Source organism: Zhouia amylolytica AD3 (assembly GCF_000511935.2).
Lineage (GTDB): Bacteria > Bacteroidota > Bacteroidia > Flavobacteriales > Flavobacteriaceae > Zhouia > Zhouia amylolytica.
This window is the reverse complement of record NZ_AYXY01000026.1, coordinates 128,770-154,076: the sequence shown is the minus strand read 5'-3', so window position 1 is coordinate 154,076 and position 25,307 is coordinate 128,770. Positions and strand designations below refer to the sequence as shown.

Here is a 25,307-nt window from a genome sequence, read left to right as displayed (position 1 = left end):
TTTCAAATCATTATTGTACCAAACTTTGGTTACAATAACATTTGGCTGGCTGTTGTCTATCATTGTTCTTATGACATCCGATTCTTCTGAAGAAAGCTCAATTTAGTTTCTGAATAACCATCGGTAACAATATCAATGCTTGGGGTTAATCGTAGGTAAGTTTCTTCTCCGCGTTGAATCAAACTAATTCCTTTAGGTAAATCTAAATTATAGCTGTAATGAAGTTCCCATTCATTCTCAATTTTATAATACACTTTTATTTCTTCAATATCCAATCCATTTTCTATATCAAATAGATTTTCTCCTGCCTGATTAACATACTTTATATCCATTCCTATATCGATCACCGTGCAACAATCTGAGTTATCTGAAGAACACGCGCATACAATAAGGCCAATAATAATTGTGGTGATTAATTTATTCATTTTTAAAGTTTTCTATAAGATCCCTTTTAGGTTAAAAGGTTGCGTGAAGAGACAATACAACAACTGAAATACAACCTTTTACAACCCTATCCATTGATTAAAAGCAGCCGTCTTTTGCTGACTTGTTTTTAATTTAAACATCCCTTTATTTAAATTTACTAAAAGTGTGTTTTTATCATACCTCTCAATACGCTCTATATATTTACGATGTATTAATTCTCCTCTGTTAATGCTAAAAAACAAATCTGGATCCAGCAATTCTATAACTTCTTTTAATGTACGTTGCGACATTATATGCTTTTTATTTATGCGATCGAAAGCAAAAACCAAACCATCCTCTGCTTTAAAATAAACAATTTCCGCCACCTTCAAGAAGTAAATTCCTCTTGCGGATCTAATTGGAAACATTTCCTTATATCCGGTAAAACCTGCATGCCTTTTAAGAAGTAATTCATTTAGCGTATTTATTACATCTTGATAATTTTTTTGAGATTGATCTTTCAGTTTTAAAAATTTTTCCCAAGCTTTAGAAAATCGATCTTTAGAGTATGGTTTTAATAGATAAGCTATTCCATTTGTTTCAAAAGCCTCCATCAAAAATTTATTATAGGCAGTAACGAAAATTATCGGACAAGGAACACTAAGCTCTTTGTACACACCAAAAATATTTCCGTCTCTTAATTCAATATCTGAGAAAATAACATCAATTTCCCTTGGAGAACTGAAAAAGGACATAGCATCCTTTACGGTTGGAATCTCCCCGACAATTTGATAATCAGAACAAATTTCATCAATAAATCTAATTAGTTTCTTTTTTGCTGGTACCTCATCTTCAACAATTAATATTTTATGCATTTGTTTCTAGATTTATCAGGGGAAGAATTACTTCATAACTATCACTGGTTTCCTTAATTTGAATATCATTTCCACTTAATAACTTAAATTGAGCCGATAAATTTTTCAATGCCCTCCCGTTTGTTGATTTATTATTTAGTTTCATTACCCTGGTATTAAGAACACTTATCTTATCTGAAATTCGAATTATAATTTTCACAGGATCTGTATCCGTTCCAAGATTATGCTGTATTGCATTTTCTACCAAAAGCTGTAACGCGAATGGAGGAATTAAACTATTTTCCAGGTTGTTATTTGTAATAATATTCATTTTATAACAGTTAACATACTTCATATTTAAGATTTCGAAATAGTCTTTCACAAAGTTCAACTCCTCCTCGAGATGAATCAAGTCCTTTTCTAACGTTTCTAATGAATATCGGTAAAGATCGGCAAACCTGTTTAAAAAGTTACTCGCTTCTTCTTTGTCTTCTTCTATAAGCTGATCTAAGGTGTTTAAACTATTGAACAAGAAGTGAGGGTTTAACTGTGCCTTTAAATTTTTAATTCTATTATGATCCAGAGCTTGGCTATACTTATCAATTTTGAGTTTATACTTGGTGTTTTCTCTGGAATATAAGGTCGCCAAATAGATACTACCAAACATGATAAACTGCACCCCTCTTGAAATATTATTAACCGTAATAGTATAGTTATTAAAATTTCTGGAAACCGTTTCAAATAGTAAGGCTACAATAAAAGTAAGAAAGTTTGAGATTGCCAAATAAACAAGAAAGGAAACACCAAAATATTTTAAATATGACTTAAAATTTAAACGAGGAGCGTCATGGTTTCTCTCCAAATAATTTATTGATATTCGTATTATAAATATAATAAACAAAGCTGCAAGAAACTGTGCAATAGGGGCATCGGGTAAAAACACTTCAGCCAATTTATCATCAGCTCTGACTCGTGATTCAACGACAAGCAAATAACTCATCAAAAAAATAAAAAATATAAAACCCGGAGAGATTTGCAGATAGTTTAAAAGTTTTTTCATGACCGGAAAAATACAAAACATCCTTAAAACTTATCTACGTTTTAAGGATGCTTTCAGTTAAATTATTTAGGAAAGGAAGCTGTTATTTCTCCATTGTCATCATAAAATTCCAGCTTGGCATTATTGTTTCCATCAACATAAAACATAGCCTTGGCTTTACCATCCTGATCAAAGAGGAAAAGTCCGTTATTATTACTTTTACTTTTTCCCAGCATAATTCTGGGCTTCGATCCGATAAACTGCTTTTGTTCATATTCCTTATACCGCGCTCTTCTCAATTTTGGATCAGTTATGCTGTTTAACTCATTCATAATCTCTCGCATCCCTTCTTGACTTTCATTTACTGCCCTATCCTGAAACATTAAGGTGCTTGACACAGTTCTTTTATCGCCCTTTTTAGTATCAGTGGTAAGTAATTGCATTACCTGATCTCCATCATATTGATCATACGTTAAGGAAAGTCCCGAACTATGACCATTTTCATTTTTACTACCATCATAAATAAACCCACCACATTCAATTCCATCTTCATTAAAGAACAACATTCCTGATCGTTTCTTTCTATTCACATTAGTCGATCTTCCATTAATGGTATCCATACCATTAGGAAACTGGTCTAGGTTGGTAATAATCATTTTTACTGTACCATCAGGCTCAACAATATTAATTCTTTGAACGTCTATGGTATTGAATGTGGGATTACCTGATTTATTGAATCCATAAATCGTAATTAAAACGAATATCGTCATTGAACAAAGGGTCCATATTCTTAAAAAATTCAATTCGCGTTTTGTGTTTTCCATTTTATCGAGATTTAAATAATTACCTGATACAATATTAAAATGGTTCAGGATCTTTTGAAACGGAAAAACAATGGAATAAGGATAATGGTACATGAACTAATGAAAAACCGGATTGACCTATACCGTTTCAAACATTTTACCTGGTAATGGGCGCACAAGGCCCTTCATTTCCATTCCAAATAAAGTTGAAGATAAAGTAGGGATAGGAAGCTTACATTCTAAAGCGATTACATCTAAAAGTTGTTTTCCATTTAATTCGAGATAATCATAAATAATTCTTTCCACCTCAGACAACTCTACAAAAAGCTGCTTCTGAACTAATTGGGGAGGCTTCGTATTTACCTCCCATCCTAAGTTATACACCAAGTCTGCAACCGAAGTTAATGCGTGGGCTTTATGCTGTTTGATAAGGTTATTACAACCGACACTGTATTTATCCATAGCTCTTCCTGGAACTGCAAAAACCTCTCTGTTGTATGAATTTGCAATATCTGCGGTAACCAGACTACCACCCTTTTCTGCAGACTCTATAACCACTGTAGCTTCTGAAAGGCCAGCTATAATACGGTTTCGTTTTAAAAAATTATTTCGTTCTGGCATGTCAGTACTCCAAAAATCAGTGAAAAAACCGCCATGCTGTTCGATCTGTGAGACATATTTTTTATGAGCCTTGGGGTAAACTTGATTTAACCCATGTGCCAAACAACCTATTGTTTGTAAATTACACTCAAGTGCTACCCTTTGAGCACATATATCGACGCCATAGGCAAAACCACTTACAATTACCGGGTTTAAAGGGGCTAACTCCGCTACCAGTTCCTCACAGAATGTCCTACCATATGCGGTTATCTGTCGCGTTCCAACAATACTTATAATGCGTTTTTGCCTGAGGTCAATACTCCCCGAAGAGAATAGGAGTATGGGGGCATCTATGCAGTTTTTTAATCTATGAGGATAGGATTCTTCCGTAAAATAATGATAATTTACGCGTTCTTGTTTTATAAAATCCAACTCCTTTTCAGCAGCAATTAAATGTTTTGAATCTCTCAACTCTTTTAAAGCATTTTTTCTAACTCCTTCAAGCATTAATAAGTGATGTTCCTTTTCTTTGAATAAAGCCTCAGCGCATCCAAATTTTTTAATCAACTTCTTGGCTGAAATATCACCTATTCCAGGACAGTGTTGCAAAGCCAATACATAAAGCAATACATCTTCATTCATTTTATAAGAATTTTCTTCATAAAAATAAGTAAAAATATTTAACTAGTATGGATTAGGGAATACATCGAATTGTATAAATTAAAATCTATTTAAAAATATTTTTTTGTTAACTTGTTGGAGTACAAACACAAAAAAGACGACCTCCAAAAACTGTTAATAAAATGTTTAATAACTATCCCGGTCTTGGCACTTTTTTTACAATCTTTGTTCTATGAGATTAGAAAAATATATCAGCGATTTACTTTACAGGTATCAGTGTGTAACGGTACCAGGCTTTGGCTCTTTTCTAACCCAAAATCAGTCAGCCGCGGTAGACACCAATACAAATACCTTCTATCCGCCAACGAAGTTACTTTCGTTTAATGCACAGCTCAAATCTAATGATGGGTTATTAACAAAATATGTCTCTGAAGCTGAGGACATTTCATATGAGATTGCGGCTCACCAAATAGAGGAGGTTGTTCTGCGATGGAAAAAATCTCTTAACAATAAAGAAAAAATCAATTTAAAAAACATAGGAGATCTTACCTTATCTGAAGACAGTAAATTTATTTTTGATCCTGTTGATAATATCAACTATCTTACTTCTTCATTTGGATTATCTTCCATGGTAACACCTACCATAACAAGAGAAGTTTTAAAGCAAGAAGTTGAAGCTTTAGAAGAAAACACTCCAATCTTATTTACGCCGGAGAAAAGAGCTCGAAGATCATATCTGAAATACGCAGCCATTTTTCTATTAGCTATATCATCTGGAGCAGTTGGATACCAGATGCTTAACAAGCAACAAGTTAAAAATTATCAGGTTGTAGAACAAGAAGCCCAAAAAGAAGTTCAAAAGAATATACAGGAAGCTACTTTTTTTGACACCACCCCTATTGAAATGCCTTCTATAACGCTTGACCTGGCAAAGGAGCCTTTGAAATATCATATTGTTGCCGGTGCATTTAGAGTAGAGACCAATGCAGATAAAAGAATCAAACAATTGCAAGCTAAGGGCTATAAAAGTGCTGATAAAATTGGGGTTAACAAATATGGATTACACCAAGTTTCTTATGCTAGTTTTGCCGAGGTTAATGAGGCTTTGCAGTTTTTAAGAGAAATCAAAACAAAAGAATCTTCAGAGGCATGGCTTTTAGTCTCTGAATAACTCTAAACAATATCAATTTGGTTGAAATCCTTCCTTATTTAAGCGAAGGATTTTTTATTTCCCATTGTTTTTTACAGAAAAGTTTAATGACTTAACACTATTTTTCTGCAAACACCTATATCCTTTTAAAGGTAAAAATTCGAACATTAAGAATTATTCATTTTTAATGGGTTAACCTTAAAATGCTTTTTGCTTTAACAAACAGCACGTATCTTTGCTCAAAACATATAAAAATGGACGCAAAGACGCCAAGTGAATCGAGAACAACCATGACAGATTTGGTTTTACCTAGTGAAACCAATCCTCTTAATAACCTTTTTGGTGGTGAATTATTAGCAAGAATGGATCGAGCCGCAAGTATTGCCGCCCGAAGACACAGCCGAAGAATTACCGTTACAGCTTCTGTAAATCACGTTGCTTTTAACAGGGCAATCCCTTTAGGTAGTGTTGTAACTGTAGAGGCTGCCGTTTCCCGAGCATTTAAAAGTTCTATGGAAATCTATCTTGATGTATGGATTGAAGATAGGGAAAGTGGAAAAAGAACGAAGGCGAATGAAGCTATCTATACTTTCGTTGCTGTCGACGAAACCGGAAGGCCCGTTGCAGTACCTCCTTTAAACCCGGAAACTGAACTCGAGCAAGAGCGTTTCGAAGCTGCTTTGAGGAGAAAACAGCTAAGTTTAGTTTTGGCAGGTAAAATGAAACCTAATGATGCTACTGAATTAAAGGCATTATTCACAGACAAATAAAAAAAGAGGCAATCGCCTCTTTTTACATTTTATACACCCAACTGGATGGATTCTGGATCTTGGAGTTTTCGTAGATCATAAACTTCAGAATACTTTTATTATCATTTCCTGTAAACACCTGACCTATTTCCTGCTTTGTTTTTACTGTCTGACCTTCTTTTACATATACTTTATCCAGGTTATTATATACAGAAATGTAGTTTCCGTGTTGTATAAGCACAGCTTTATTCCCTCCTCGGATCACCATTACTTTTAGCACCTTTCCATCAAAAACTGTTCTTGCTGTAGCATCTTTATCCGTTGCAATACGCACCCCATTACTCTGTATCATTACAGACTTAACCACCGGGTGACGCTGCTTACCAAATCCCATTATTACAACGCCTTTTTCAACTGGCCATGGTAATCTTCCTTTATTAGCCTGAAAATTATTCCCAACAAGCTTGGCTTCTGCAGTTAGTGTGAAATTTGTAGATCTGGCGGTGGCAGGCTTTCCTTCCGATTTTGAGGTACTACTTTTTGCTGCTTTAGCTTTTGATCGGGCAATAGCCTCTCGAATTATTTTATCAATTTGAGCATCTATCGCATCCGCCTCTCGTTGCTTCTTGCGTATTTGTGCGGCATATTGACTTTCTTTCTTTTTAATGCTTGCGATTAACGCTTGCTGATTCTCTTTTTCCTGTTTTAATTTCTTTTGTTCTTCTCTATTTGCTGCCACCAATTGTTCCTTTTGCTTGCGCTGTACAACCAGTTCTTTATTCAGCTTTTGAAGCTCTTCTGTTTTAGCCTGAATTTGCTCACCCTGTTCTTTACGGTAATCTGTATATTGCTTCATATACATCAATCGCTTATATCCCTGAAGAAAGTTATCTGATGATAACAAGAACATCAATCTGCTTTCCTGAGACTTACTTTTGTAAGACTTTTGAATCATCGCTGCATAATCCTCTTTTAATGAAGTCAATTCATCCCTTAATCTCGTAATATTGTTAAGATTGGTATTTATTTGCTGATTTAAAAGATTCGCCTGACTATTCGTAACGCGGATTAATTGTTCTCTAACCTTAATCTTTTGGTCAAGTCCCTCAACCTCTTCCAAGACATTTGCTCTTTCCTTCTTTTGTTGAGAAAGCAACGAATTGATTTGTTTTATCTGTTGTTCAAGGCGTTTTTTTTGAGCCTCCAGCTCTTTTTGCTTCTGGTTTTGGGCTTGCCCCCCTAAAACAACAAAAAACACTGTTAAAAGCGTTAAAAAAAAGTTTGCGCGATATTTAGTAGGCATATTATTTAACGGTAATCTGTTTAAATCCCTTTGGGATCTTATAAGGGAATGAAACACTTTGGTTAAACTCTATATTTTTATATTCAAGGTCTATTTTAGTCTGGTTACTACCCTCTGTGGCTAATATAGCAATCTGTTCCGGAAATAACTTACCACTTATTTGATAATATTTATCATAGGTAATCATCAACACACGATTTTGTCCAGGTTGGTTTAAACGCTGTCCGGCCATTTTAAAGTTTAATGGGTCTATTAAAAATAATTTTTCAAACAAGGCTATATCCTGTTTTGGCTTTAACTGATATTTATTCTGCACAACGGTTGCATCATATTTGTCATTCTTTAAATCAAACAGGGCCTGTCCTAATAACATGTTCTGCACCTTTTGATAATCTAATGTCGTTCCCAACAACTCACTTAAATAGGAGAAATCACCATCGAAGTAGGTATTATCTAATTTATTATAAAAGCTTACCCGCTCTGGAGTAATTAACACTTTTACAACACCAAGTGTAGCACTCAACCATATGGCTTTATCCTTCTCCATTCGTAAAGAAACAGAATTTGACATTGACGTTTCTTCATTCTCGAAGCCAATTTTTATCCTACCTCTAAGGGTATTAAAATCAAGTTCGTTTTTATAATGGTTTTTTATAATGGTTTTTGCAGACAGCCCTTCAATAGCATCTTTAGAGGCCACCGCTCTTTTACTACCACATGATTGCAAAATCATCAACATGGGCAAAATCACAAAAACGATATATGTTTTTAGGTTCATTTTCATTTCTATAGCTTTATCCTTTTAGCTTATTTTGATATTCACTTTCTTTCTTCGTATTTCCCATACCTTTATATGCTAACACTAATTGCCTGTAAATATTGTCTTGAAGCTTTCTATCATCAATAATATAATTCAAGCCTATTTCTAAAAATTCAGCCGCATCCTTATACTTTTTCAACCCGTTTAGCGCAACTCCCTTACAATAATACACCTCGGGATGTGAAGGATAGTTCTCTAAGGTTTGAGTTGACATTGAAAGAAGTTCCGGATAAGCATTGACTTTAATTAAACCACGCATTTCTGACAAGGCCTGATCTATATCGTCAGGTGCTGATACCATTTCATCATCTGGCTCAACCTCGGCCAATTCCTGACTTTTTAAAACGGCGTTTAAATGACCTCTAAGGCTGTCTAAAAGATAACTCTCCCCATACAATAGCTCAAGTTCCTCTATAAGCTTCAGAGCCTCCTCATACCTGCCTACCCGAGCGTACAACAAAACTAAATTTTGCTTAAAATAAGGGCGTTTATCAGAGAGCTTCTCTGCTAATTCGATTGCTCGATCCGTATCGTGTTGCCTTTCATACACATTGAGAAGCGCCTCTAAATACCATACATTGCCGGGATCTTTTTTAACTATTGGTTGTAAATAAGAAACCGCTTTTTGGTATTCTTTTAAATCAGTATAGTTTTTAGCTAATTCAAAGTCCACTACGCGAATTTCGGGCGATATTTCTTTACATTTTAACAGGTGTTGTACCGCTCTATCATAATTTTCAATGCCTCGCTGTTTTAAGGCTTCATAAAAATGTTCTTGAAAAGCATCCTGAACAATCTCGTTTGTGGTATCTGCATTCACCTCTTCTTGAGCAATACTAGCCTGCGGATAAATAATTAATCCGGTAAATATTAATAATATTTTCAGGCATTGCTTCATCTATACACTATTCCAAAACCGAATAGTCACCAATACTAACATCGGTGAACTCTCCGTTAAACTTCGCATGATTACCAATCATAGCATTATCTAAGTTAGCATTTTTTATACTAGCATTGGTTTGTATAAGACTGTTTTTTATAGTTGAATTTTCTACAGTACAACCATCGCCCAGCGACACATTTGGACCAACAGTAGCATTTATAAGCTTTACATTACTCCCTATATAACAAGGCTCAATAATATTGGCGTTTTCTAAAGTGATATCGTTTGCAATTAAATCTTCACCATCCTTATAAATAAAACCAAGCACCTTTCCATTGGTTTCTACGGTAACATCTTTGTTCCCACAATCCATCCATTCATCTACCTTACCCGGAACAAACTTCATGCCTTTTTCTATCATTGCCTTAATACCATCATTAATTTGATATTCTCCCCCATGGATTATATTTTGATCTAATACATTTTGCAATTCGTTCTTTAAAACTTCCGCATCTTTAAAATAGTAGATTCCTATTACAGCTAAATCAGAAACAAACTCTTTAGGCTTTTCAACCAGCCCCATGATATTGCTGTCGTCATTCAGACTAACCACCCCATATGCCTCAGGGTTTGCAACCTGTTTTACCCAAATAACACTATCAGCTGACTGGTCTAAATTAAAATCTGCCTTAAACAGGGTGTCTGCATAGGCTATTACGCAAGGACCCGATAAGGAATCTTTCGCACACATAATTGCATGCCCTGTCCCTAATGGTTCATCCTGGTAATAGATAATTCCTTTAGCATCAAGCCTTTTAGCAATTTCCAAGAGATCTTGTTCTACTTCTTTACCAAAACTACGATGGATAATAAATGCTACTTCATCCAAGTCTTGATTTAAAACTTTTGCAATATCCTCTACTAACCGTTGCACTATTGGTTTTCCGGCGATAGGTATTAAAGGTTTAGGAACAGTTAAGGTATGGGGACGTAGTCGAGAACCTCTTCCCGCCATCGGTACAATAATTTTCATTACAAGGTGGTATTAATTAGTTTAGTTTTTTATTTTTCACTCCAATATGCTAAGCGATATTTCACTATTAGTCATTATTAATAAACGCTATGCAAGCATATTTTAAATAGATTCCTGCATGAGCAGGAATTTAATTATTTAACTCCTGTACTTCCAAAACCACCAGCTCCTCTGGAAGTTTCATTCAAGACTTGCACCTCTTCCCATACGGCTCGTTCATGTTTAGCTATAACCAACTGAGCAACGCGTTCCCCATTTTCAACAATAAAAGGTTCGTTTGAAAGATTCACCAATATTACACCGATTTCTCCCCTATAATCTGCATCAACTGTTCCCGGAGCGTTCAACACGGTAATTCCTTTTTTAGCGGCGAGCCCACTTCTAGGTCTAACCTGAGCTTCATAACCAACAGGCAACTCTATGAATAACCCGGTTTTTACAATGGTTCTTTCAAGTGGTTTTAGTGTTATGGATTGATCGAGATTGGCCCTTAAATCCATTCCGGCTGAAGCCTCCGTTTCGTAATTCGGCAAGTCGTGTTGCGATTTGTTAATAATCTTTATTGTCATGCTCTTTTCAGTATTTTTTTAAGTTCGTTTTTTTCTAAAATGAATATCATCAGCAAAAATAACAAAACAAATAGGGTTCCTACATAAAGGTTTCGGTCAAACACGTAGAATGACAAGACAGATAACACTATAGAAACTAATAAATACGATCCTATTTTTTTAAGGTTGTATGGAATTGGATAATGCTTTTTACCATAGTAGTACGACAACAGCATCATAGTACCGTATGCAGCTAAGGTGGCGATTGCCGATCCTTTATAACTGATTATTGGTATGAGCAAAAAGTTTAACACTAAAGTTATTACTGCTCCGGTTACTGATATATAGGCCCCGTATTTTGTGCGGTCTGTTATTTTATACCACACGGACAAGTTATGATAAATACCCAAACAAAAATTAGCCAACAAAATCAACGGTACAATCCATAGCGCTTCCCAATACTCACTCTGAGGGATTAAAAGATACTTTAAAACATCTGTATAAGCCACCACAAATAAAAAAATAAAAGCACCAAAAATGGTAAAATAAAGGGTGATGTTAGCATATATTCTTTGTGCATCTTTCTTACTAGCATTTTGAAAAAAGAAAGGTTCAACACCCAATTTAAAAGCCGTTACAAAGAGCGTCATAAAAACGCCTAGCTTATAACAAGCCCCGTAAACTCCAACTACAGCATCTGAAGTATTAGAAGGAAGTAAATATCTAAGTAATAGCTTGTCAAAACCTTCATTAATTGAGAATGCCAAACCTGCAATTAATACGGGAAAACCGTATTGAATCATTCGTATCCAGATAGACCTGTTAAACTTAATTCCAATCTTAACATAAAGGGGTAATACGATTATTAATGTAATAAAACTGGCAATTAAATTTGAAATGAATATGTAATGTACCTTATCATCAAAGGTTAATGCCTGAACCAGCTCATTACTTTTACCTATTTTAGGTAAAATCAAAAAGAAAAATAAGTTTAAAGAAAGGTTTACAATTACATTGAATATTTTAATTGCAGAGTATTTTTTAGGCATTTGCATATTCCTATACCATGCAAAAGGTATAACCACAAGTGCATCCAGGCACAAAATAAAAATAGCATAAACAATAAATTCGATCTTATATTCTAACCAATCAGCTATTTGGTTTCTTAAAAGCAATGAAACCGCCAAAACTAAAATAGTTGAAATCAAAATAGAAATCAACGCTGTAGATTGCACTTCTTCAGCTTTCTTCTCCTTATTTATAAAACGAAAAAAAGCTGTTTCCATCCCATAAGAGAGCAATACATTTCCCAGAATTAAATACACCATTAAGCTGACATATATTCCATAGTCCGCTTTTGGTAAAAAAGAAATATAAAGAGGGGTTAATATCAAACCCAGGATACGAGGCAGCACGGTTGCAATACCATAGATGAAAGTATGTTTAAAAAGCTTTTTAAGTGCGCTCAACTAGTAAATATTTATTTGGGTTAAAAGTAATGTTTTAACAACGAGCTACAAAGTTTTAATTTTTTGATTTGTGGGGGTAAACAACGGGAGTTGTTTCTTTAATACCCGAAACCTTATAATACTTTGTTTCTCCTTCCTGAACATAACTAATAACAACTTCATCTGTATCTAACTCAAAAGGACTTTGTTTTATTATAATAGGTGGCGCATTCGCTGCTTCTTTACTTGGATCAGCATGCATAATAATATCTCCCGGAGACATTTTATTTCTAAATCGGGCAATATATACCAAATATGTGCCTCGCTTTATCCTTTCAGGCTTGACCACCTGACCCCTAAAATGAACACTATCGATAGCTGTATCTACCTTATTTTCAACAGGAAAAAACACATTAACCCCAGTATCGCTGCTATTTTCTATGGTCCAATTTTCTACCAGCACTTCTCCAAATTGAAAAGGGACGTCCTCCTGACTCACAAATTTCTGTGAACTGCCACATTGCGCAAAACTCAGGATTGTAATACCTCCTAATATATATTTATACAACTGTTTCATATGCTAATCTATTAGATGCTAAAGATATCAGTTTCAAAATTAATGCCATTTTAATTTATGGGGTTGAATTTGTTACGATAAAAATAACTGTTATGATGTTATAGGGTATAAGTTGATTTGGATTTATATTTGTTTCATTAATCCAAATCTTACAATAAATGAAATTATTTTACAAACTTTTCGTATGCATTTTACTAATTGTATCATGTAGCGAGAAAGAATCAATTCCCGATGTAGCACTTAAAGATTATGCATTTGATTCAGAAGTTAACTCTACCCTTATGTATCAGGATGGAGAGAATTCAGAAATCATGACATCAGAATGGAGAGCCTACGAAATAAGTAAAGTTATCAGGGTGAAGGCTATTGACCATAAAACGATAGAAGTTGCTAATTTCGCACCAATTGCCTTAGAAGATGTAACCATCACAGCTACTATTGAAGGTTATCAAACACCGATTAAACTTTTCGAAATTTCCAGGATCAGGGCACATGCGGTACAAACTATTAATTATCCCTTTATAGAAGGCACGACCCAATATTTAACGGTTAATCATAAAGAAATAGACCTCACGGAATATAAAGAATCCGGGATAGCTCCTGAAAATATCACATTTGATTACACTGGAGAAACAGATATCATACAACAATTGAAAAAACTGAGCTCTCTTAAATGGGTCATTAAGTATCATGATTTTGATCCTAATAATGACACTGGTAACAATTGGGCCGAAGATATTAGTGCAAAAGATATTCGACGTTTTTCCGGGTTAATGATTAACCTAGGAATCGTATTTGCCTCAGACACCTTCAAGAATGAGTTTATGAAAGAAACAATTATTGGAAACGACGGCATTACAGTTTTAACCACGAATGAAAAAGAGGCTGCATATAATGCAATCATAAACAAAACTCGTTATAACTGTGGTAAAGTAGTTAATGTGTCAGGATTGGGCGGGGGTGCTACCCTGGGTTTTGCAGAACACATACTCAGAGACTATATCAAAAAAGAGACTGGTTTCATTACGGCACATGAAATAGGACACACCATAGGTTATAATCATTCTTCCAACATGACATACCCGCATGAAATTGACGGGAGTAATACAGGAATTAGTCCGGTAACTACCAGAGTTATGAACAACTTTTTTGAAGCTGGGCTATTCCCGGTAACACCAGATTCTTACTATTTACCTTCAGACTTTGAATAACCCCAATAAAAAAAGGTTGTCTAAAAAGACAACCTTTTTTTATTATAATATAATAATCTATTCTTAACTATTCAATGCTTCTGCACCTCCAACAATTTCCAGAATCTCGGCAGTAATTGCAGCCTGACGTGCTTTGTTATAGGTTAGCGTAAGCTCAGATTTCAGCTCTCCAGCGTTATCTGTTGCTTTGTGCATTGCAGTCATTCGCGCACCATGTTCTGAAGCGAAAGAGTCTCTAATTGCTTTGTAAAGCTGAGTTTTAAGCGATTTAGGAATTAAAGTTTCCACAATCTCAGCTTTATTTGGCTCATAGATATAATCTAATGCCACATCTTCATCAAATTCAGCAGGAACAATTGGCAAGAAGTCTTCGGCAGTTACAATTTGAGTTGCAGCATTCTTAAAGTGGTTATACAATAAAACTATCTTATCATAAGCACCTTCAGCATAAAGACCCATTAATTGCTCAGCTACATCTGAAACATTTTCAAAAGTAAGGTCGTCGAATATAGCATTATTGTTTTCTATAACCTTATAACGCTTGCTTAGTATATCGTTTCCTTTTTTACCAATGGTAACCAATTCCACTTCCTTACCAGCATAATCTTCTGTAGCTAATTTAACCGCACCTTTAATGATGTTTGAGTTAAAACCACCACAAAGCCCTCTGTTAGATGTAATAGCAACAACCAACACTTTATTCACATCGCGCTTTTCAGCAAATACACTTCCAGAATCCCCTTCTAATGTAGCACTTAAGCTTTGAAGAAGTTCGGTAAGTTTATCTGCATATGGACGCATAGCAGTAATCGCATCCTGGGCTTTCTTCAACTTAGCAGCAGATACCATTTTCATAGCACTGGTAATTTGCATGGTTGATGAAACCGAAGATATTCTACCGCGTATTTCTTTTAAGTTTGCCATTTATATGATAGTATTTAGTATTGAGTATTCAGTAGTGAGAAAAACACCCACTACTCAATACTAAAATCTAATTTATCCTTTATATTTCTCAGACAATTCCTTCGCCACAGACGCTAATGTATCTGTAACTTCGTCTGTTAGTTTCCCTGCTTTAAGCGTATCTAAGATATCTCTGTGCTTAGCATTCAAGTACTCGATATAATCTCTTTCGAATTCTTTTACCTTTTCAACAGGTACATCTTTTAACAAGTTCTTAGAACCAGCGTAGATGATTGCCACCTGATCTTCAACAGTGTAAGGATCGTTTTGAGCTTGTTTTAAGATCTCAACGTTACGCTTACCTTTCTCAATCACGTTCATTGTAGCAGCATCAAGGTCAGATCCGAATTTAGCAAAGGCCTCTAATTCGCGATACTGTGCCTGGTCTAACTTCAATGTACCAGCAACTTTCTTCATTGATTTAATCTGAGCCGAACCACCTACACGTGATACCGAAATACCAACGTTAATTGCCGGACGAACACCAGAGTTAAATAAATCCGACTCTAAGAATATCTGTCCATCAGTAATTGAAATTACGTTAGTCGGGATATAAGCAGAAACGTCACCAGCCTGTGTTTCGATAATTGGAAGTGCCGTTAATGATCCACCACCCTTTACAACAGACTTTAAAGAATCTGGTAAGTCATTCATGTTTTTAGCGATATCATCATCTGCAATTACTTTAGCAGCACGCTCTAATAAACGAGAGTGAAGGAAGAATACATCCCCAGGATATGCTTCACGACCTGGAGGACGACGTAATAACAATGATAATTCACGGTATGCCACAGCTTGCTTTGACAAATCATCATATATGATTAATGCCGGACGACCTGTGTCACGGAAATACTCTCCGATAGCAGCACCTGCAAAAGGAGCATAAACCTGCATTGGAGCAGGATCAGAAGCGTTTGCTGCAACTATAGTAGTGTAAGCCAAAGCACCTTTTTCTTCTAAGGTCTTAGCAATAGCTGCTACTGTTGAAGCTTTCTGCCCTACTGCAACATATATACAATATACAGGCTCACCTGCATCGTAAAATTCTTTCTGATTTAAGATGGTGTCAATACAAACTGTTGTTTTACCAGTCTGTCGGTCTCCAATCACCAACTCACGTTGCCCTCTACCTACAGGAATCATCGCATCGATTGCTTTTACACCTGTCTGTAATGGTTCGTTCACCGGCTGACGGAAAATAACCCCAGGAGCTTTACGCTCTAATGGCATCTCATACAATTCACCTTCAATTGGTCCTTTACCATCAATCGGGTTTCCTAAAGTATCAACTACACGCCCTACGATTCCTTCACCTGTTTTGATAGAAGCAATACGCTCAGTACGTTTTACTGTATCACCTTCTCTAATTTCTTTAGAAGGCCCTAGTAATACGATACCTACGTTATCCTCTTCCAGGTTAAGAACGATTCCCTGCATTCCGGTTTCAAATTCCACTAATTCACCATACTGTGCATTAGAAAGACCGAAAACACGGGCAACACCATCCCCTACCTGCAAAACAGTTCCTACCTCATCTAATTTAGCGGTAGCATCAAAATTTGATAGTTGCTTTTTTAATATTGCTGATACTTCAGCAGCTTTAACTTCTGCCATCTTAATTAAGTATTTAGATTAAAGGCGTTTTACTTAATTCGCCTATATTTTTTTATAATGTTATTATAAACTGTTTGAAAACGATCTTCTCAAAGAATTCAATTTATTGGCTACACTGGCATTGTACTGAACATCGCCAAGACGTAAAATGAATCCACCGATAATGCTTTCATCTATTTTATTTTCAAGTGTAATTTCTTTTCCGCTTAATTCTTTAACCTTTGCTAAAACTTTCTGCTCAAGTTCTGCGGTTAAAGGAACGGCCGTAGTAACTACTGCTACTTGTTTTCCCTTTTGTTCATCGTAAAGGATAATATACTTTTCTGCGATATCTCCCAAAATATCAACTCTTTTATAATCGGCTAATAAATCGAATAAGCCTTCACTAATAGTGTTGATTCCTTTAAAGATCTCTTTTAAAGCTGTAACCTTTACATTAGATTTTACAATAGGATTTTCTAGTAACGCTTTAAGATCACTACTTCCGGCAATGGTATTTTTGATTAGCCCCATATCTTCGTTTACAGCTGCTGCTGCATTCTGATCGGTTGCCAATCCTAAAATTGCTTTTGCGTAACGTATTGCTGCTCTAGATCCTGCCATCTGTTTCTTAATTATTTAAGGTAGTTACCTCTCCTAACATGTTTTCTACTAATGTCAACTGCTTATCTTTATCAGACAATTCAGTCCTTACAACCTTCTCTGCGATCTCAACAGATAAAGAAGCCACCTGATCTTTTAATTCAGCAAGTGCAGTTTGCTTTTCGCTTTCGATTGCTGCCTGTGCCTGCTTGATCATTTTGTCAGCTTCCACCTGAGCTTGCTCCTTAGCATCTGCTATCATCTTCTCTTTAACTTCACGAGCTTCTTTAAGGATCACTTCTCTCTCAGCACGCGCTTCTTTTAAAAGCTTTTCGTTATCAGCTTTTAAATTCTGCATTTCTTTCTTAGCCTCTTCAGCTGAAGCCAATGCACTGTTAATAGATTCTTCTCTGCCTTTTACTGCGCCTAAAATTGGTTTCCAGGCATATTTACGCAATAACACAAAAAGAATCACAAAAACGATAAGCGACCAGAAGATCAAACTTTCAGGATGTGTAATATTCATTATAATAGATATTAAATAACGTTTCTTTACTTTCTACTTTAAAATCACGCTATAACCAACCGTCACAGCGTGATCTTTCTTTTTTCAAAAATTATTTTGCGATCAACGCAACTACTACTGCGAAAAGTGCAACACCCTCGATAAGTGCAGCAGCAATAATCATAGCAGTTTGAATTTTTGAAGCTGCTTCTGGTTGACGTGCAATTGCATCCATTGCAGAACCACCAATTTTACCGATACCTAATCCTGCACCGATTGCAGCTAATCCAGCTCCTATTCCAGCTAAAATCATAATAAAAGAATTTATAATAGTTATTAAATAAAACTCAATTCTAATGGTGATCTTCTACTGCCTGTCCTATAAAAAGAGCAGATAATAACGTGAACACATACGCTTGTAAAGCAGCTACTAACAATTCAAGTCCGTACATAAATAATGAGAACCCTATTGATATTGGCGAAACCGCTGCTGATTCAAAAATAAATATCAATGATACTAAACTCAGGATGATGATGTGACCTGCAGTTATGTTTGCGAATAAACGAATCATTAACGCGAAAGGCTTTGTAAACATCCCTAACACCTCAACTGGTATCATAATTGGCAACAACCATTTTGGAACTCCCGGAGTTGCGAAAATGTGACCCCAGTAATGTTTATTACCATTAAATATTGTAATAAGGAATGTAATAGTTGCTAACACTCCAGTAAAAAGAATATCATTCGTTAAAGTTCCCTGAAAAGGGAAGAAAGGAATCAAACCAAAAAGGTTACCAATCCAAATCAAGAAGAATACCGTTAATAAATAAGGCATAAACTTCTCATATTTTTTTTCACCGATATTTGGTCTTGCAATATCATCACGCACGAAAACAACAAGTGGCTCCATAAAACCAGCTAATCCTTTTGGTGCTTTATCATTCTTCTTGTAAGAACGCGCTACAGGAATAAAGATCAACAACATAATTGCTGATGTTAGAAATAATGTAAACACGTTTTTAGTAATTGAAAAGTTTAAAGGTCTGCTATTGGTAGGGTGATGTTCAGCATCATAAGTAACCCCTCCTTCTGCATTCGCATAATATATTTCATCATGCACACGAACAAATTGTTGTCCATTACGCTCTACAACAACTTTTCCTTCTTCATCATGATGAAACGCACTTGACATAAAGGTTACTAAACCATTATCTGTCCATAAAATAACCGGAAGCGGCATTGAAATAGCATGTCCATTCCAGTCGGCAATATGAAATTCATGCGAATCTTTTGTGTGGTGGTTAATTAGCTCTGTCGCGTCAAACGCTTCTTCTTCCTGAGCTTTTTCCTCATGTGTTTCATTTTCATGCTGAGCAAAACCCGCTAGCGAAACAAACATTAATGCTAAAAGTGACAAACTCTTGATAGATTTCTGTGCTATCATCATACCTTTTCTTGATAAAAATAAATGGTCTCCAAAAATTTGGTGCAAAGGTACATTTTTTATTCACATTTTGAAGTTAACAACTATATTTTTTTAATCATTAACAAAAATATCCTGAATTACTGATAGCTAAATAGTTAGTTGATCTATTTCAACAACTTAACCGCAAAGACTGTTTCGAAAAATAAAAATAAAAAATACGGTATAAAGAAAGCTGCTACATCGGCAATAGGCTCCGGGGCTTTTCCCTGGATAATCGGAATTAAAAAAACAACGGCAGCGAACATTTTTAAACCACTGCAGGCCAAAAAAGCAAAACCTGTTTTATCAGGCAGATTATTACTAACCGATAAAACAGCCAAATAGATAAAGAAGGTAATTGTAAAATGAAAAAGGTAGATACTCCAGGTGCTATAATAAAAAGTATACTGATCAGACAGTGCTCTAATGGCTAAATGATGCAATACAAATAACACCAAGGTAAACGGAATAAGAATCTTTAAAAAGTTGAGTAGTTTTTGCTTCATTAATGTGCGTATGTATGGATAAGGATTTAATTTTTATCGGGAGTTTCATCTTCATTTTCACTAATGTTTTTTACCTGCCTTATAACGTTATATAACGCAGCAAAAACACTTAACAGCGAGAATATTATAGTAAATGCCGAAAAATTATTTGGATATTTTTCATCGAGCCAGACCCCAAAATAGGTTCCGGCTCCGATAATAATAGCCATTTGAAGGCCTATATTTGAAAACTTTATCCAGTTATTAAGCTGATTTTTCCGCTTTTCCTGATTCATTCTTTAATGATTTCACAGCATGTCCCTTCATGGTACAGGTTGCATTGAATGCAGCACCTGGTTCTACAGCAAGTTTACCAATTACTACCTCACCTTCTATAAAAGCAGTAGCCTTTAGACTTAAAACCTCATCAACTTTCAGGGTTCCATTAAACTTACCCTCGATGTCTGCATTTGCACTCTCTGCCTTACCAGAAATATATCCGGTTTTACCTATTACTAATTTTCCTTTAGTATTCACACTTCCTTCTAACTCTCCATCAATACGGATATCAGATTCTGAAATAATATCTCCTTTTAATTTAGTATTAGGTAAAATTCTATTTGTAAGTCCTGTTGGTTGTTCGGTTCTTCCTTTTTTAGATTCTGCAAACATGGCTAATATGGGGTTTGATTATTATTATAGATTTGGGTTAAATACTTTTCTAAACTCTTATGAATTTGTATGCTTTTATAATTGGAGGCGGAAATTACAAAATTTTCGTTTTCTATTAAATATAATTTGTTGATTTTTAGCAACTCGGCAAATCCTTCTGCTCTAAGTTTCGAAATTAGTCCGTGAACTACTACAAAAGTTTGATTACTATCATAAAGGTCTGTAGAAAGTTTTAATTCATCATACTCCAGGTCTATCAGCGACTTTGAAATAACCTTATAAAGCTCATTTATTCCACTGGTATCTCTTGAGGCAAAAGGATAAACCAGTTTCCACTTGGTGGCTGTATCCAGGTCGTTCACTAAAGTGTCTTTTTTCAATCTTGGTACTAATGTCTCCAAAAGCTCTTTAGCCTTTTTACCTTCACCATTGTTCGGATAGTTAAGCGCTATGGCATTCAAGGCTTGTTCATAAGCATCAACTCCAATTAAACGTGCCTCTGTGGTAGCCTTTAACATGGCTAGTTTAGGAACTATTTCGTCACCATTAAACTCCGTTATATACTTATCAGTACCTGCTAAAACCTCATCATACCGTTCTTTTTCAAATGCGCTATACAACTTAGCATAAATAGCCTTCGGACTGTTTGGGCCTTCTTTTAAGACAGCCTTCGGATTCTCCAATATACGGGCGTACCTGGATTCAGGATAGTTAAGAATTATATCGTTTTTTAGGCGCTGAGCCAATGGTGAATCGTTTATTTCATAGATTTTATAAAGATTATACTTTGCAGGTAAGACTAATTTATCTTCAGGGTTATTTCCCAACAAGGATTCAAGACGATTAACCGCTAATCCATATTCCCTGAACTTTTCTTTATAGATCAAACCTAATTGGTAATATGCAAAATTTTGTTCTGAATGGATGCTATCGAGTTCGTTATCTTCCTTAGGTAAATGATCTGTATAATATGCAATTGAATATATATCCAAAGAGTCAGAACTTCGATTTTGAGTATTGACCACTACTTCATTCGTGGCTATAGCTCTGTCACTTAAACGCCAATTATCCTCAAGTCCTCTTGCTCCCCACCTTTTTCTGAATTCATTTCTACCATAACTTACAGTAAGATCGTTATAGAAATAAAAGGTATTGGCATCAGAACTTTTAAAGGTGCGCCCTGCGAGCCCCATGGCTTTGTTTTGGGCTTCTCTTAAGGCTGCAATTCTTTCTTGCTCCTCTTTCTCAATTTCAATAGCCTTTAAAGAATCGATATGTTTTTGGTAGTAGGCATCACGTTCTTCCTGGGGTAAATTAACCACATACAGAATACTGTCATTTCTAGCTAAAATCCCTTCATACTTGATAACATCATCGAGATTTTCGCGCTTTTTAGATAGTATCCTAAATTTTTTACTGGTTGCTTCAATATTCGTAAGTGTACTGTCATAATAGGCTCCTGCCTCGGCAAATTCATGATTATCAAAATTTATTTCAGCCAGCGTTTCATAATTAATGGCGTTTAAAATTTTGTCAGGACTATCAGTGCGTAGAGATTTATTAAAATAATACTCCGCTACTTCCGGAGCCTCCCGATCGAGGTAATACATCGCTAATTGATGATAAATTTTGTCTAAATACGGCCTGTTCTCCCTGTTTTTCTCCAAATCTTTTAGCAACTCTAAAACCGCCTCTTCGTTTTCGGGAGTCACTTCGATATTCTTAATTTTTTCTATAAAAGCATTGATATAATAGTCACGGGAAGTTCTTCTATTTAAGTCGATTACCTTATCAAAGGCCAGGTTTGCACTATCTTTATACCCCATGGCATTATACAACTGACCAATAATAAAATTATACCGTCCTCTTTCTTCATTACTTCGTGTATAATTAGACGCCAATTTTAATTTTTGAACAGCGCTATCCTTCTGTTCTATATTAATATAAGCCTGCCCCATGATGGCATAGATATCGGCGTAATCCTGATCTTTTATGTTAACACTTCTGAGCAATCGTTTAAAGTTTTTTAATGCTAACTCTTCATACTCCATTCTGATATTGGTCTTTTCTCTCCATATCTTGGCCTGGTTTATGATGTCGCTACGGGTGTATTTAGACAGGATATAATTAAAGGCTTCCAGGGCCGGTACAAAACGCTGATCGTAATATCTGGCTTTTCCAAGTAAAAGATATGCTTCATCAGACTGGGTGTTCTTTTCTTGTCCATCGATGTACATTCCGTGCTTCTGAATCGCTTTTACAGCTTTCTCTTCTGCTCTTTCAAAATTTGGATTAATTGGCGAACCGGATAATCTCACCTCCTCAATTATCTCCATACGCTCTACAGGCAATATTTCCCAGTAATTATCGCGATAATTCTCCTTGAGTAATTCTACTCCTTTATCTAACGCTAACTGTCCATTATAAATCGTGTTAAATTCTGCATTTAACGCATGCCAGTTTCGGTTTACAAAAGCGTCTTTTTTTGTCGAACATCCGAATGTACATAAAAGCAGGAGCGATAAGGGATATATGATGTATTTGTACTTCAAGCGTAGGTGGTTTAGTTGATTAACTTATTATTAAACCAAATATTGTTAGGCATGTAAAAATACATTTCTTTTTTATATAAATAAAAAAAGCCCGTAAAACGGGCTCTGATTAGAAATAGATATTTAAAAACTTGGTTGATTTCTATACTGAACTCATCCCAATCCAGATGAGGCTAACACCTAAAAACAAAATATTCAGATGCATGAGTTGCAAAATTTAAAGTTCGATTATCGGGTAAAATAGGTTTCGAGTTCTTGCAATGTTTCTGTCGAGGTCTGGATGTCTTTTACCATTTCTCCCTTATCCAAAACAACAACACGCTCACATACCTCTGTTACGTGCATCAGGTCATGACTCGAAATTAGAATAGTAACATCATTACCATCAGCTAACTCTTTAATAAGTCTTTTAAGTCTTATCTGAGTGGTGGGATCCAAATTAGCGAATGGTTCATCTAAAATAATCACCTCAGGATTGCCTATAAATGAAGCTACGATACCAGCTTTCTTCTGATTACCTTTAGATAAGTCCCTCAAATACTTTTTTCCTCCTAAAATTTCCCCATTAAAGAAATCTTCAAAGGGAGCTAAAAAGCTATCGACATCAGCTTTATTCTGACCTCTTAATTCGCCGATAAAATAAAAGTATTCCTCTGGTGTCAGGTAGCCTATCAAAAAGCTTTCATCTATGAATGCTGCGGTATAAGGTTTCCAGGCTTCACTCTCACTAACCTTAATCTGGTTGTTTTCAATGGCCCCAGTTGTTGGCCTGATTAAATCGAGTAACAAGCTGAAAAAGGTAGTTTTTCCCGCACCGTTATTTCCGACCAACCCAAAACTTTGACCTTTAGGGATTTCAAGCGAATCGATATTTAACACCGTTGTGCCCGAGTATTTTTTTGTTAGGTTATTGACTGTTATCATGACTGCTAAAAATTTTAATTCTTTTGTTTATATGCTGCTATCGTTTTGTATTTCTCTGTTTTATAGACCTTTTCAATAATGTCAAACACCTTTTCTTTAAACGCAAACCCAAGCAAACCTGCCAGCGTCACCAAGGCATACCCAAGCATCGGTCCAATAGTGTAATGTCCGACGGCATATAAAGCCATAGGCAACAAAAGTTTTGGAATGGTCAGCAATAGGGTTTTAACATTAAAAGCCTGTTTATCGCCAAAGGCTTTTTTATTGGAGGTTAGGTCAATAGGTGTTTTTACATAGGCACCCCCCCATAAAACCATATGACTATTCACGCCAACATTGTAAATCGCTGCGACCAAAATAGCCAGATATACTTCAAGGCCGAAGTAGGCATAAAAAGATGCCACTAATGTAGTGAGAATGGTGGCAATTACAATCAACCACCATTTGGCATTCAGATAATCCCGATACATTATGTTCTGACTCATCATTAGCTGGTAATACGAGCTATCCCAACTAGGCACATACTGTCCGAAGGTGAATAAAAACCCTCCTGTGACAAATAAACCAGCAAAAATTCTCCAAACCGGTCCTTCATAGGCTTCTACAGCCCCGGTAAAAAACAACATCCCATAAAAAATAAAGACCAGGCTCATGATTACTGCAGTTCTCGAGCGTTTATTACGCTTAATAAGTTTTAGATCATTTTTTAAAAACACGGAAATACCTCCAAATCGATTTAACCAATCAAAACTTTCTGTTTTAGCTTCTTGCTGCTTCTGTTGTAATCCTCCATCTAAATACAAGATGTTTTTGAAATATCTAAAAGCAAGGATATACATTGAAATCATTAATAATATCGGAATGATCACCAAATACGGTTGATTGAATAGCGCATCAAAAATGGGAGCGGTATACACGGTTACATCAAATATTTGATAGTAATGCAACCCGAATAAAATAACCAAGGCTCCTAGAAATGAATAGAAAACAGCGTCCACATCGTTTAAAAAAACATTAATGAAGTTATTGCAATATATCAATGCAAGAGCTCCCATCGTCCATCCGATAACATGTCCCGGGGGGTAGCCTTCTATAATGAGTACAACCGCAAACGGAATAAAAAAGAAATAGTGTATAAAGTTAAAGAAGGATAATATGGTTTTCCACAAACTAAAATGTACGATCTTCGATTTGCTGAATGGTAAATACAACAAAGGTTTAATATTTACTACTGGCATTTTTTGCATCATGTATTTAAAGACCAGATCTATAAATAAATAAAAGATCAGGAACTGATTAATAATCAACAAAGGGTCCTTCTGTACCTTTTCTTCAAGTATAAAATAAATCCCCCCTCCAAGTAAAGTAAACATTGCAATGAGGTACAAGGCAAAGAATATGGTTAATATCTTAAAAAAAAGATTAGAACTTAGGGAAGCAGACCGAAAAAAGGACTTCCACTGAAGTGAAATAAATTGTTTAAGCATTGTTATTTGGTTA

Annotated in this window: 27 protein-coding genes; 3 read left to right on the top strand and 24 right to left on the bottom strand. The window is 35.5% G+C overall.

Annotated elements, in window-relative coordinates:
- Window positions 1-68: 68 nt before the first annotated feature.
- The 5 genes from P278_RS14240 to dprA form a co-directional block, all read right to left on the bottom strand.
- The gene (locus tag P278_RS14240) at window positions 69-425 is read right to left on the bottom strand and encodes a hypothetical protein (RefSeq protein WP_038268360.1); all 357 of its coding nucleotides are present in this window, start codon (window positions 423-425) and stop codon (window positions 69-71) included.
- 78 nt (window positions 426-503) lie between these two features.
- Complete coding sequence (locus tag P278_RS14235; protein ID WP_038268357.1) at window positions 504-1,280, bottom strand: LytR/AlgR family response regulator transcription factor; 777 nt, start codon at window positions 1,278-1,280, stop codon at window positions 504-506.
- Window positions 1,273-2,319 (bottom strand): sensor histidine kinase, encoded by a 1,047-nt coding sequence (locus tag P278_RS14230; protein ID WP_038268354.1) that lies wholly within the window; start codon window positions 2,317-2,319, stop codon window positions 1,273-1,275. The genes P278_RS14235 and P278_RS14230 overlap by 8 nt, the downstream gene beginning before the upstream one ends.
- Before the next feature lie 62 nt (window positions 2,320-2,381).
- The gene (locus P278_RS14225) at window positions 2,382-3,122 is read right to left on the bottom strand and encodes a hypothetical protein (protein WP_038268665.1); all 741 of its coding nucleotides are present in this window, start codon (window positions 3,120-3,122) and stop codon (window positions 2,382-2,384) included.
- A 117-nt stretch (window positions 3,123-3,239) separates the two neighbouring features.
- The gene (gene dprA / locus P278_RS14220; RefSeq protein ID WP_038268351.1) at window positions 3,240-4,343 is read right to left on the bottom strand and encodes a DNA-processing protein DprA; all 1,104 of its coding nucleotides are present in this window, start codon (window positions 4,341-4,343) and stop codon (window positions 3,240-3,242) included.
- A gap of 211 nt (window positions 4,344-4,554) precedes the next feature.
- Here dprA and P278_RS14215 point away from each other — a divergent pair, with 211 nt between their 5' ends.
- Window positions 4,555-5,493, top strand: coding sequence for an HU domain-containing protein (locus tag P278_RS14215; protein WP_038268347.1), 939 nt, complete (start codon window positions 4,555-4,557; stop codon window positions 5,491-5,493).
- A 233-nt stretch (window positions 5,494-5,726) separates the two neighbouring features.
- A complete protein-coding gene (locus P278_RS14210; protein ID WP_038268344.1) occupies window positions 5,727-6,242 on the top strand; it encodes an acyl-CoA thioesterase in 516 nt (171 codons plus the stop codon).
- 22 nt (window positions 6,243-6,264) lie between these two features.
- On the opposite strand, the gene P278_RS14205 is transcribed toward P278_RS14210, so the two are convergent.
- The 7 genes from P278_RS14205 to P278_RS14175 form a co-directional block, all read right to left on the bottom strand.
- The gene (locus P278_RS14205) at window positions 6,265-7,524 is read right to left on the bottom strand and encodes a murein hydrolase activator EnvC family protein (RefSeq protein WP_038268341.1); all 1,260 of its coding nucleotides are present in this window, start codon (window positions 7,522-7,524) and stop codon (window positions 6,265-6,267) included.
- Window position 7,525: 1 nt separating this feature from the next.
- Window positions 7,526-8,308 carry a DUF4292 domain-containing protein gene (locus tag P278_RS14200; RefSeq protein ID WP_038268338.1) on the bottom strand — a complete coding sequence of 261 codons (783 nt, stop codon included), beginning with the start codon at window positions 8,306-8,308 and terminating at the stop codon, window positions 7,526-7,528.
- A gap of 10 nt (window positions 8,309-8,318) precedes the next feature.
- Window positions 8,319-9,242, bottom strand: coding sequence for a tetratricopeptide repeat protein (locus tag P278_RS14195; RefSeq protein ID WP_038268335.1), 924 nt, complete (start codon window positions 9,240-9,242; stop codon window positions 8,319-8,321).
- 7 nt (window positions 9,243-9,249) lie between these two features.
- Window positions 9,250-10,260, bottom strand: coding sequence for a sugar phosphate nucleotidyltransferase (locus P278_RS14190; protein WP_038268332.1), 1,011 nt, complete (start codon window positions 10,258-10,260; stop codon window positions 9,250-9,252).
- Window positions 10,261-10,394: 134 nt separating this feature from the next.
- Window positions 10,395-10,829 (bottom strand): dUTP diphosphatase, encoded by a 435-nt coding sequence (gene dut / locus P278_RS14185; protein WP_038268329.1) that lies wholly within the window; start codon window positions 10,827-10,829, stop codon window positions 10,395-10,397.
- Window positions 10,826-12,277 (bottom strand): lipopolysaccharide biosynthesis protein, encoded by a 1,452-nt coding sequence (locus P278_RS14180; RefSeq protein WP_038268326.1) that lies wholly within the window; start codon window positions 12,275-12,277, stop codon window positions 10,826-10,828. Before P278_RS14180 ends, dut begins: the two co-directional genes overlap by 4 nt.
- A 55-nt stretch (window positions 12,278-12,332) precedes the next feature.
- Window positions 12,333-12,833, bottom strand: a complete 501-nt coding sequence (locus P278_RS14175) for a hypothetical protein (RefSeq protein ID WP_038268324.1) — start codon at window positions 12,831-12,833, stop codon at window positions 12,333-12,335.
- A 158-nt stretch (window positions 12,834-12,991) separates the two neighbouring features.
- Between P278_RS14175 and P278_RS14170 the strand changes: the two genes are divergently transcribed.
- Entirely contained in the window at window positions 12,992-14,044 is a 1,053-nt protein-coding gene (locus P278_RS14170; RefSeq protein WP_038268321.1) for a zinc metalloprotease, read from the top strand.
- A 63-nt stretch (window positions 14,045-14,107) separates the two neighbouring features.
- Here the strand turns inward: P278_RS14170 and atpG are convergent, their stop codons facing one another.
- From atpG to P278_RS14110, 12 genes are all read right to left on the bottom strand, one after another.
- Complete coding sequence (atpG, locus tag P278_RS14165; RefSeq protein ID WP_038268319.1) at window positions 14,108-14,968, bottom strand: ATP synthase F1 subunit gamma; 861 nt, start codon at window positions 14,966-14,968, stop codon at window positions 14,108-14,110.
- 72 nt (window positions 14,969-15,040) lie between these two features.
- Window positions 15,041-16,621 (bottom strand): F0F1 ATP synthase subunit alpha, encoded by a 1,581-nt coding sequence (gene atpA, locus P278_RS14160; RefSeq protein WP_038268316.1) that lies wholly within the window; start codon window positions 16,619-16,621, stop codon window positions 15,041-15,043.
- Window positions 16,622-16,684: 63 nt separating this feature from the next.
- Window positions 16,685-17,224: an ATP synthase F1 subunit delta gene (atpH, locus tag P278_RS14155; RefSeq protein ID WP_038268313.1), complete on the bottom strand. Its 540-nt coding sequence runs from the start codon at window positions 17,222-17,224 to the stop codon at window positions 16,685-16,687.
- 7 nt (window positions 17,225-17,231) lie between these two features.
- The gene (locus tag P278_RS14150) at window positions 17,232-17,729 is read right to left on the bottom strand and encodes a F0F1 ATP synthase subunit B (protein WP_038268311.1); all 498 of its coding nucleotides are present in this window, start codon (window positions 17,727-17,729) and stop codon (window positions 17,232-17,234) included.
- 91 nt (window positions 17,730-17,820) lie between these two features.
- Window positions 17,821-18,021, bottom strand: a complete 201-nt coding sequence (gene atpE / locus P278_RS14145; RefSeq protein ID WP_008611555.1) for an ATP synthase F0 subunit C — start codon at window positions 18,019-18,021, stop codon at window positions 17,821-17,823.
- 40 nt (window positions 18,022-18,061) lie between these two features.
- Entirely contained in the window at window positions 18,062-19,153 is a 1,092-nt protein-coding gene (gene atpB, locus P278_RS14140) for a F0F1 ATP synthase subunit A (protein WP_051413592.1), read from the bottom strand.
- A gap of 146 nt (window positions 19,154-19,299) precedes the next feature.
- A complete protein-coding gene (locus tag P278_RS14135; protein ID WP_038268304.1) occupies window positions 19,300-19,680 on the bottom strand; it encodes a DUF6168 family protein in 381 nt (126 codons plus the stop codon).
- 26 nt (window positions 19,681-19,706) lie between these two features.
- Entirely contained in the window at window positions 19,707-19,955 is a 249-nt protein-coding gene (locus tag P278_RS14130; protein WP_038268301.1) for an AtpZ/AtpI family protein, read from the bottom strand.
- On the bottom strand, window positions 19,924-20,331 hold the full coding sequence (locus P278_RS14125) for a bactofilin family protein (RefSeq protein ID WP_038268298.1): 408 nt from the start codon (window positions 20,329-20,331) through the stop codon (window positions 19,924-19,926). The genes P278_RS14130 and P278_RS14125 overlap by 32 nt, the downstream gene beginning before the upstream one ends.
- A gap of 2 nt (window positions 20,332-20,333) precedes the next feature.
- The gene (porW, locus tag P278_RS14120) at window positions 20,334-22,883 is read right to left on the bottom strand and encodes a type IX secretion system periplasmic lipoprotein PorW/SprE (RefSeq protein WP_038268296.1); all 2,550 of its coding nucleotides are present in this window, start codon (window positions 22,881-22,883) and stop codon (window positions 20,334-20,336) included.
- Window positions 22,884-23,111: 228 nt separating this feature from the next.
- Complete coding sequence (locus P278_RS14115) at window positions 23,112-23,807, bottom strand: ABC transporter ATP-binding protein (RefSeq protein ID WP_038268292.1); 696 nt, start codon at window positions 23,805-23,807, stop codon at window positions 23,112-23,114.
- A 14-nt stretch (window positions 23,808-23,821) separates the two neighbouring features.
- Window positions 23,822-25,294 (bottom strand): DUF5687 family protein, encoded by a 1,473-nt coding sequence (locus tag P278_RS14110; RefSeq protein WP_038268289.1) that lies wholly within the window; start codon window positions 25,292-25,294, stop codon window positions 23,822-23,824.
- Window positions 25,295-25,307: the final 13 nt, after the last annotated feature.

Coding starts and splice junctions, on each gene's coding strand:
- P278_RS14240 (WP_038268360.1), bottom strand. CDS start 425: ATGAATAAATTAATCACCACAATTATTATTGGCCTTATTGTATGCGCG.
- atpA (WP_038268316.1), bottom strand. CDS start 16,621: ATGGCAGAAGTTAAAGCTGCTGAAGTATCAGCAATATTAAAAAAGCAA.
- P278_RS14175 (WP_038268324.1), bottom strand. CDS start 12,833: ATGAAACAGTTGTATAAATATATATTAGGAGGTATTACAATCCTGAGT.
- P278_RS14130 (WP_038268301.1), bottom strand. CDS start 19,955: ATGAATCAGGAAAAGCGGAAAAATCAGCTTAATAACTGGATAAAGTTT.
- P278_RS14150 (WP_038268311.1), bottom strand. CDS start 17,729: ATGAATATTACACATCCTGAAAGTTTGATCTTCTGGTCGCTTATCGTT.
- P278_RS14110 (WP_038268289.1), bottom strand. CDS start 25,294: ATGCTTAAACAATTTATTTCACTTCAGTGGAAGTCCTTTTTTCGGTCT.
- dprA (WP_038268351.1), bottom strand. CDS start 4,343: ATGAATGAAGATGTATTGCTTTATGTATTGGCTTTGCAACACTGTCCT.
- P278_RS14170 (WP_038268321.1), top strand. CDS start 12,992: ATGAAATTATTTTACAAACTTTTCGTATGCATTTTACTAATTGTATCA.
- P278_RS14115 (WP_038268292.1), bottom strand. CDS start 23,807: ATGATAACAGTCAATAACCTAACAAAAAAATACTCGGGCACAACGGTG.
- P278_RS14235 (WP_038268357.1), bottom strand. CDS start 1,280: ATGCATAAAATATTAATTGTTGAAGATGAGGTACCAGCAAAAAAGAAA.
- P278_RS14210 (WP_038268344.1), top strand. CDS start 5,727: ATGGACGCAAAGACGCCAAGTGAATCGAGAACAACCATGACAGATTTG.
- dut (WP_038268329.1), bottom strand. CDS start 10,829: ATGACAATAAAGATTATTAACAAATCGCAACACGACTTGCCGAATTAC.
- atpE (WP_008611555.1), bottom strand. CDS start 18,021: ATGATTTTAGCTGGAATAGGAGCTGGATTAGCTGCAATCGGTGCAGGA.
- atpG (WP_038268319.1), bottom strand. CDS start 14,968: ATGGCAAACTTAAAAGAAATACGCGGTAGAATATCTTCGGTTTCATCA.
- P278_RS14125 (WP_038268298.1), bottom strand. CDS start 20,331: ATGTTTGCAGAATCTAAAAAAGGAAGAACCGAACAACCAACAGGACTT.
- P278_RS14195 (WP_038268335.1), bottom strand. CDS start 9,242: ATGAAGCAATGCCTGAAAATATTATTAATATTTACCGGATTAATTATT.
- P278_RS14190 (WP_038268332.1), bottom strand. CDS start 10,260: ATGAAAATTATTGTACCGATGGCGGGAAGAGGTTCTCGACTACGTCCC.
- P278_RS14225 (WP_038268665.1), bottom strand. CDS start 3,122: ATGGAAAACACAAAACGCGAATTGAATTTTTTAAGAATATGGACCCTT.
- P278_RS14230 (WP_038268354.1), bottom strand. CDS start 2,319: ATGAAAAAACTTTTAAACTATCTGCAAATCTCTCCGGGTTTTATATTT.
- P278_RS14205 (WP_038268341.1), bottom strand. CDS start 7,524: ATGCCTACTAAATATCGCGCAAACTTTTTTTTAACGCTTTTAACAGTG.
- atpB (WP_051413592.1), bottom strand. CDS start 19,153: ATGATAGCACAGAAATCTATCAAGAGTTTGTCACTTTTAGCATTAATG.
- P278_RS14135 (WP_038268304.1), bottom strand. CDS start 19,680: ATGAAGCAAAAACTACTCAACTTTTTAAAGATTCTTATTCCGTTTACC.
- P278_RS14215 (WP_038268347.1), top strand. CDS start 4,555: ATGAGATTAGAAAAATATATCAGCGATTTACTTTACAGGTATCAGTGT.
- atpH (WP_038268313.1), bottom strand. CDS start 17,224: ATGGCAGGATCTAGAGCAGCAATACGTTACGCAAAAGCAATTTTAGGA.
- P278_RS14200 (WP_038268338.1), bottom strand. CDS start 8,308: ATGAAAATGAACCTAAAAACATATATCGTTTTTGTGATTTTGCCCATG.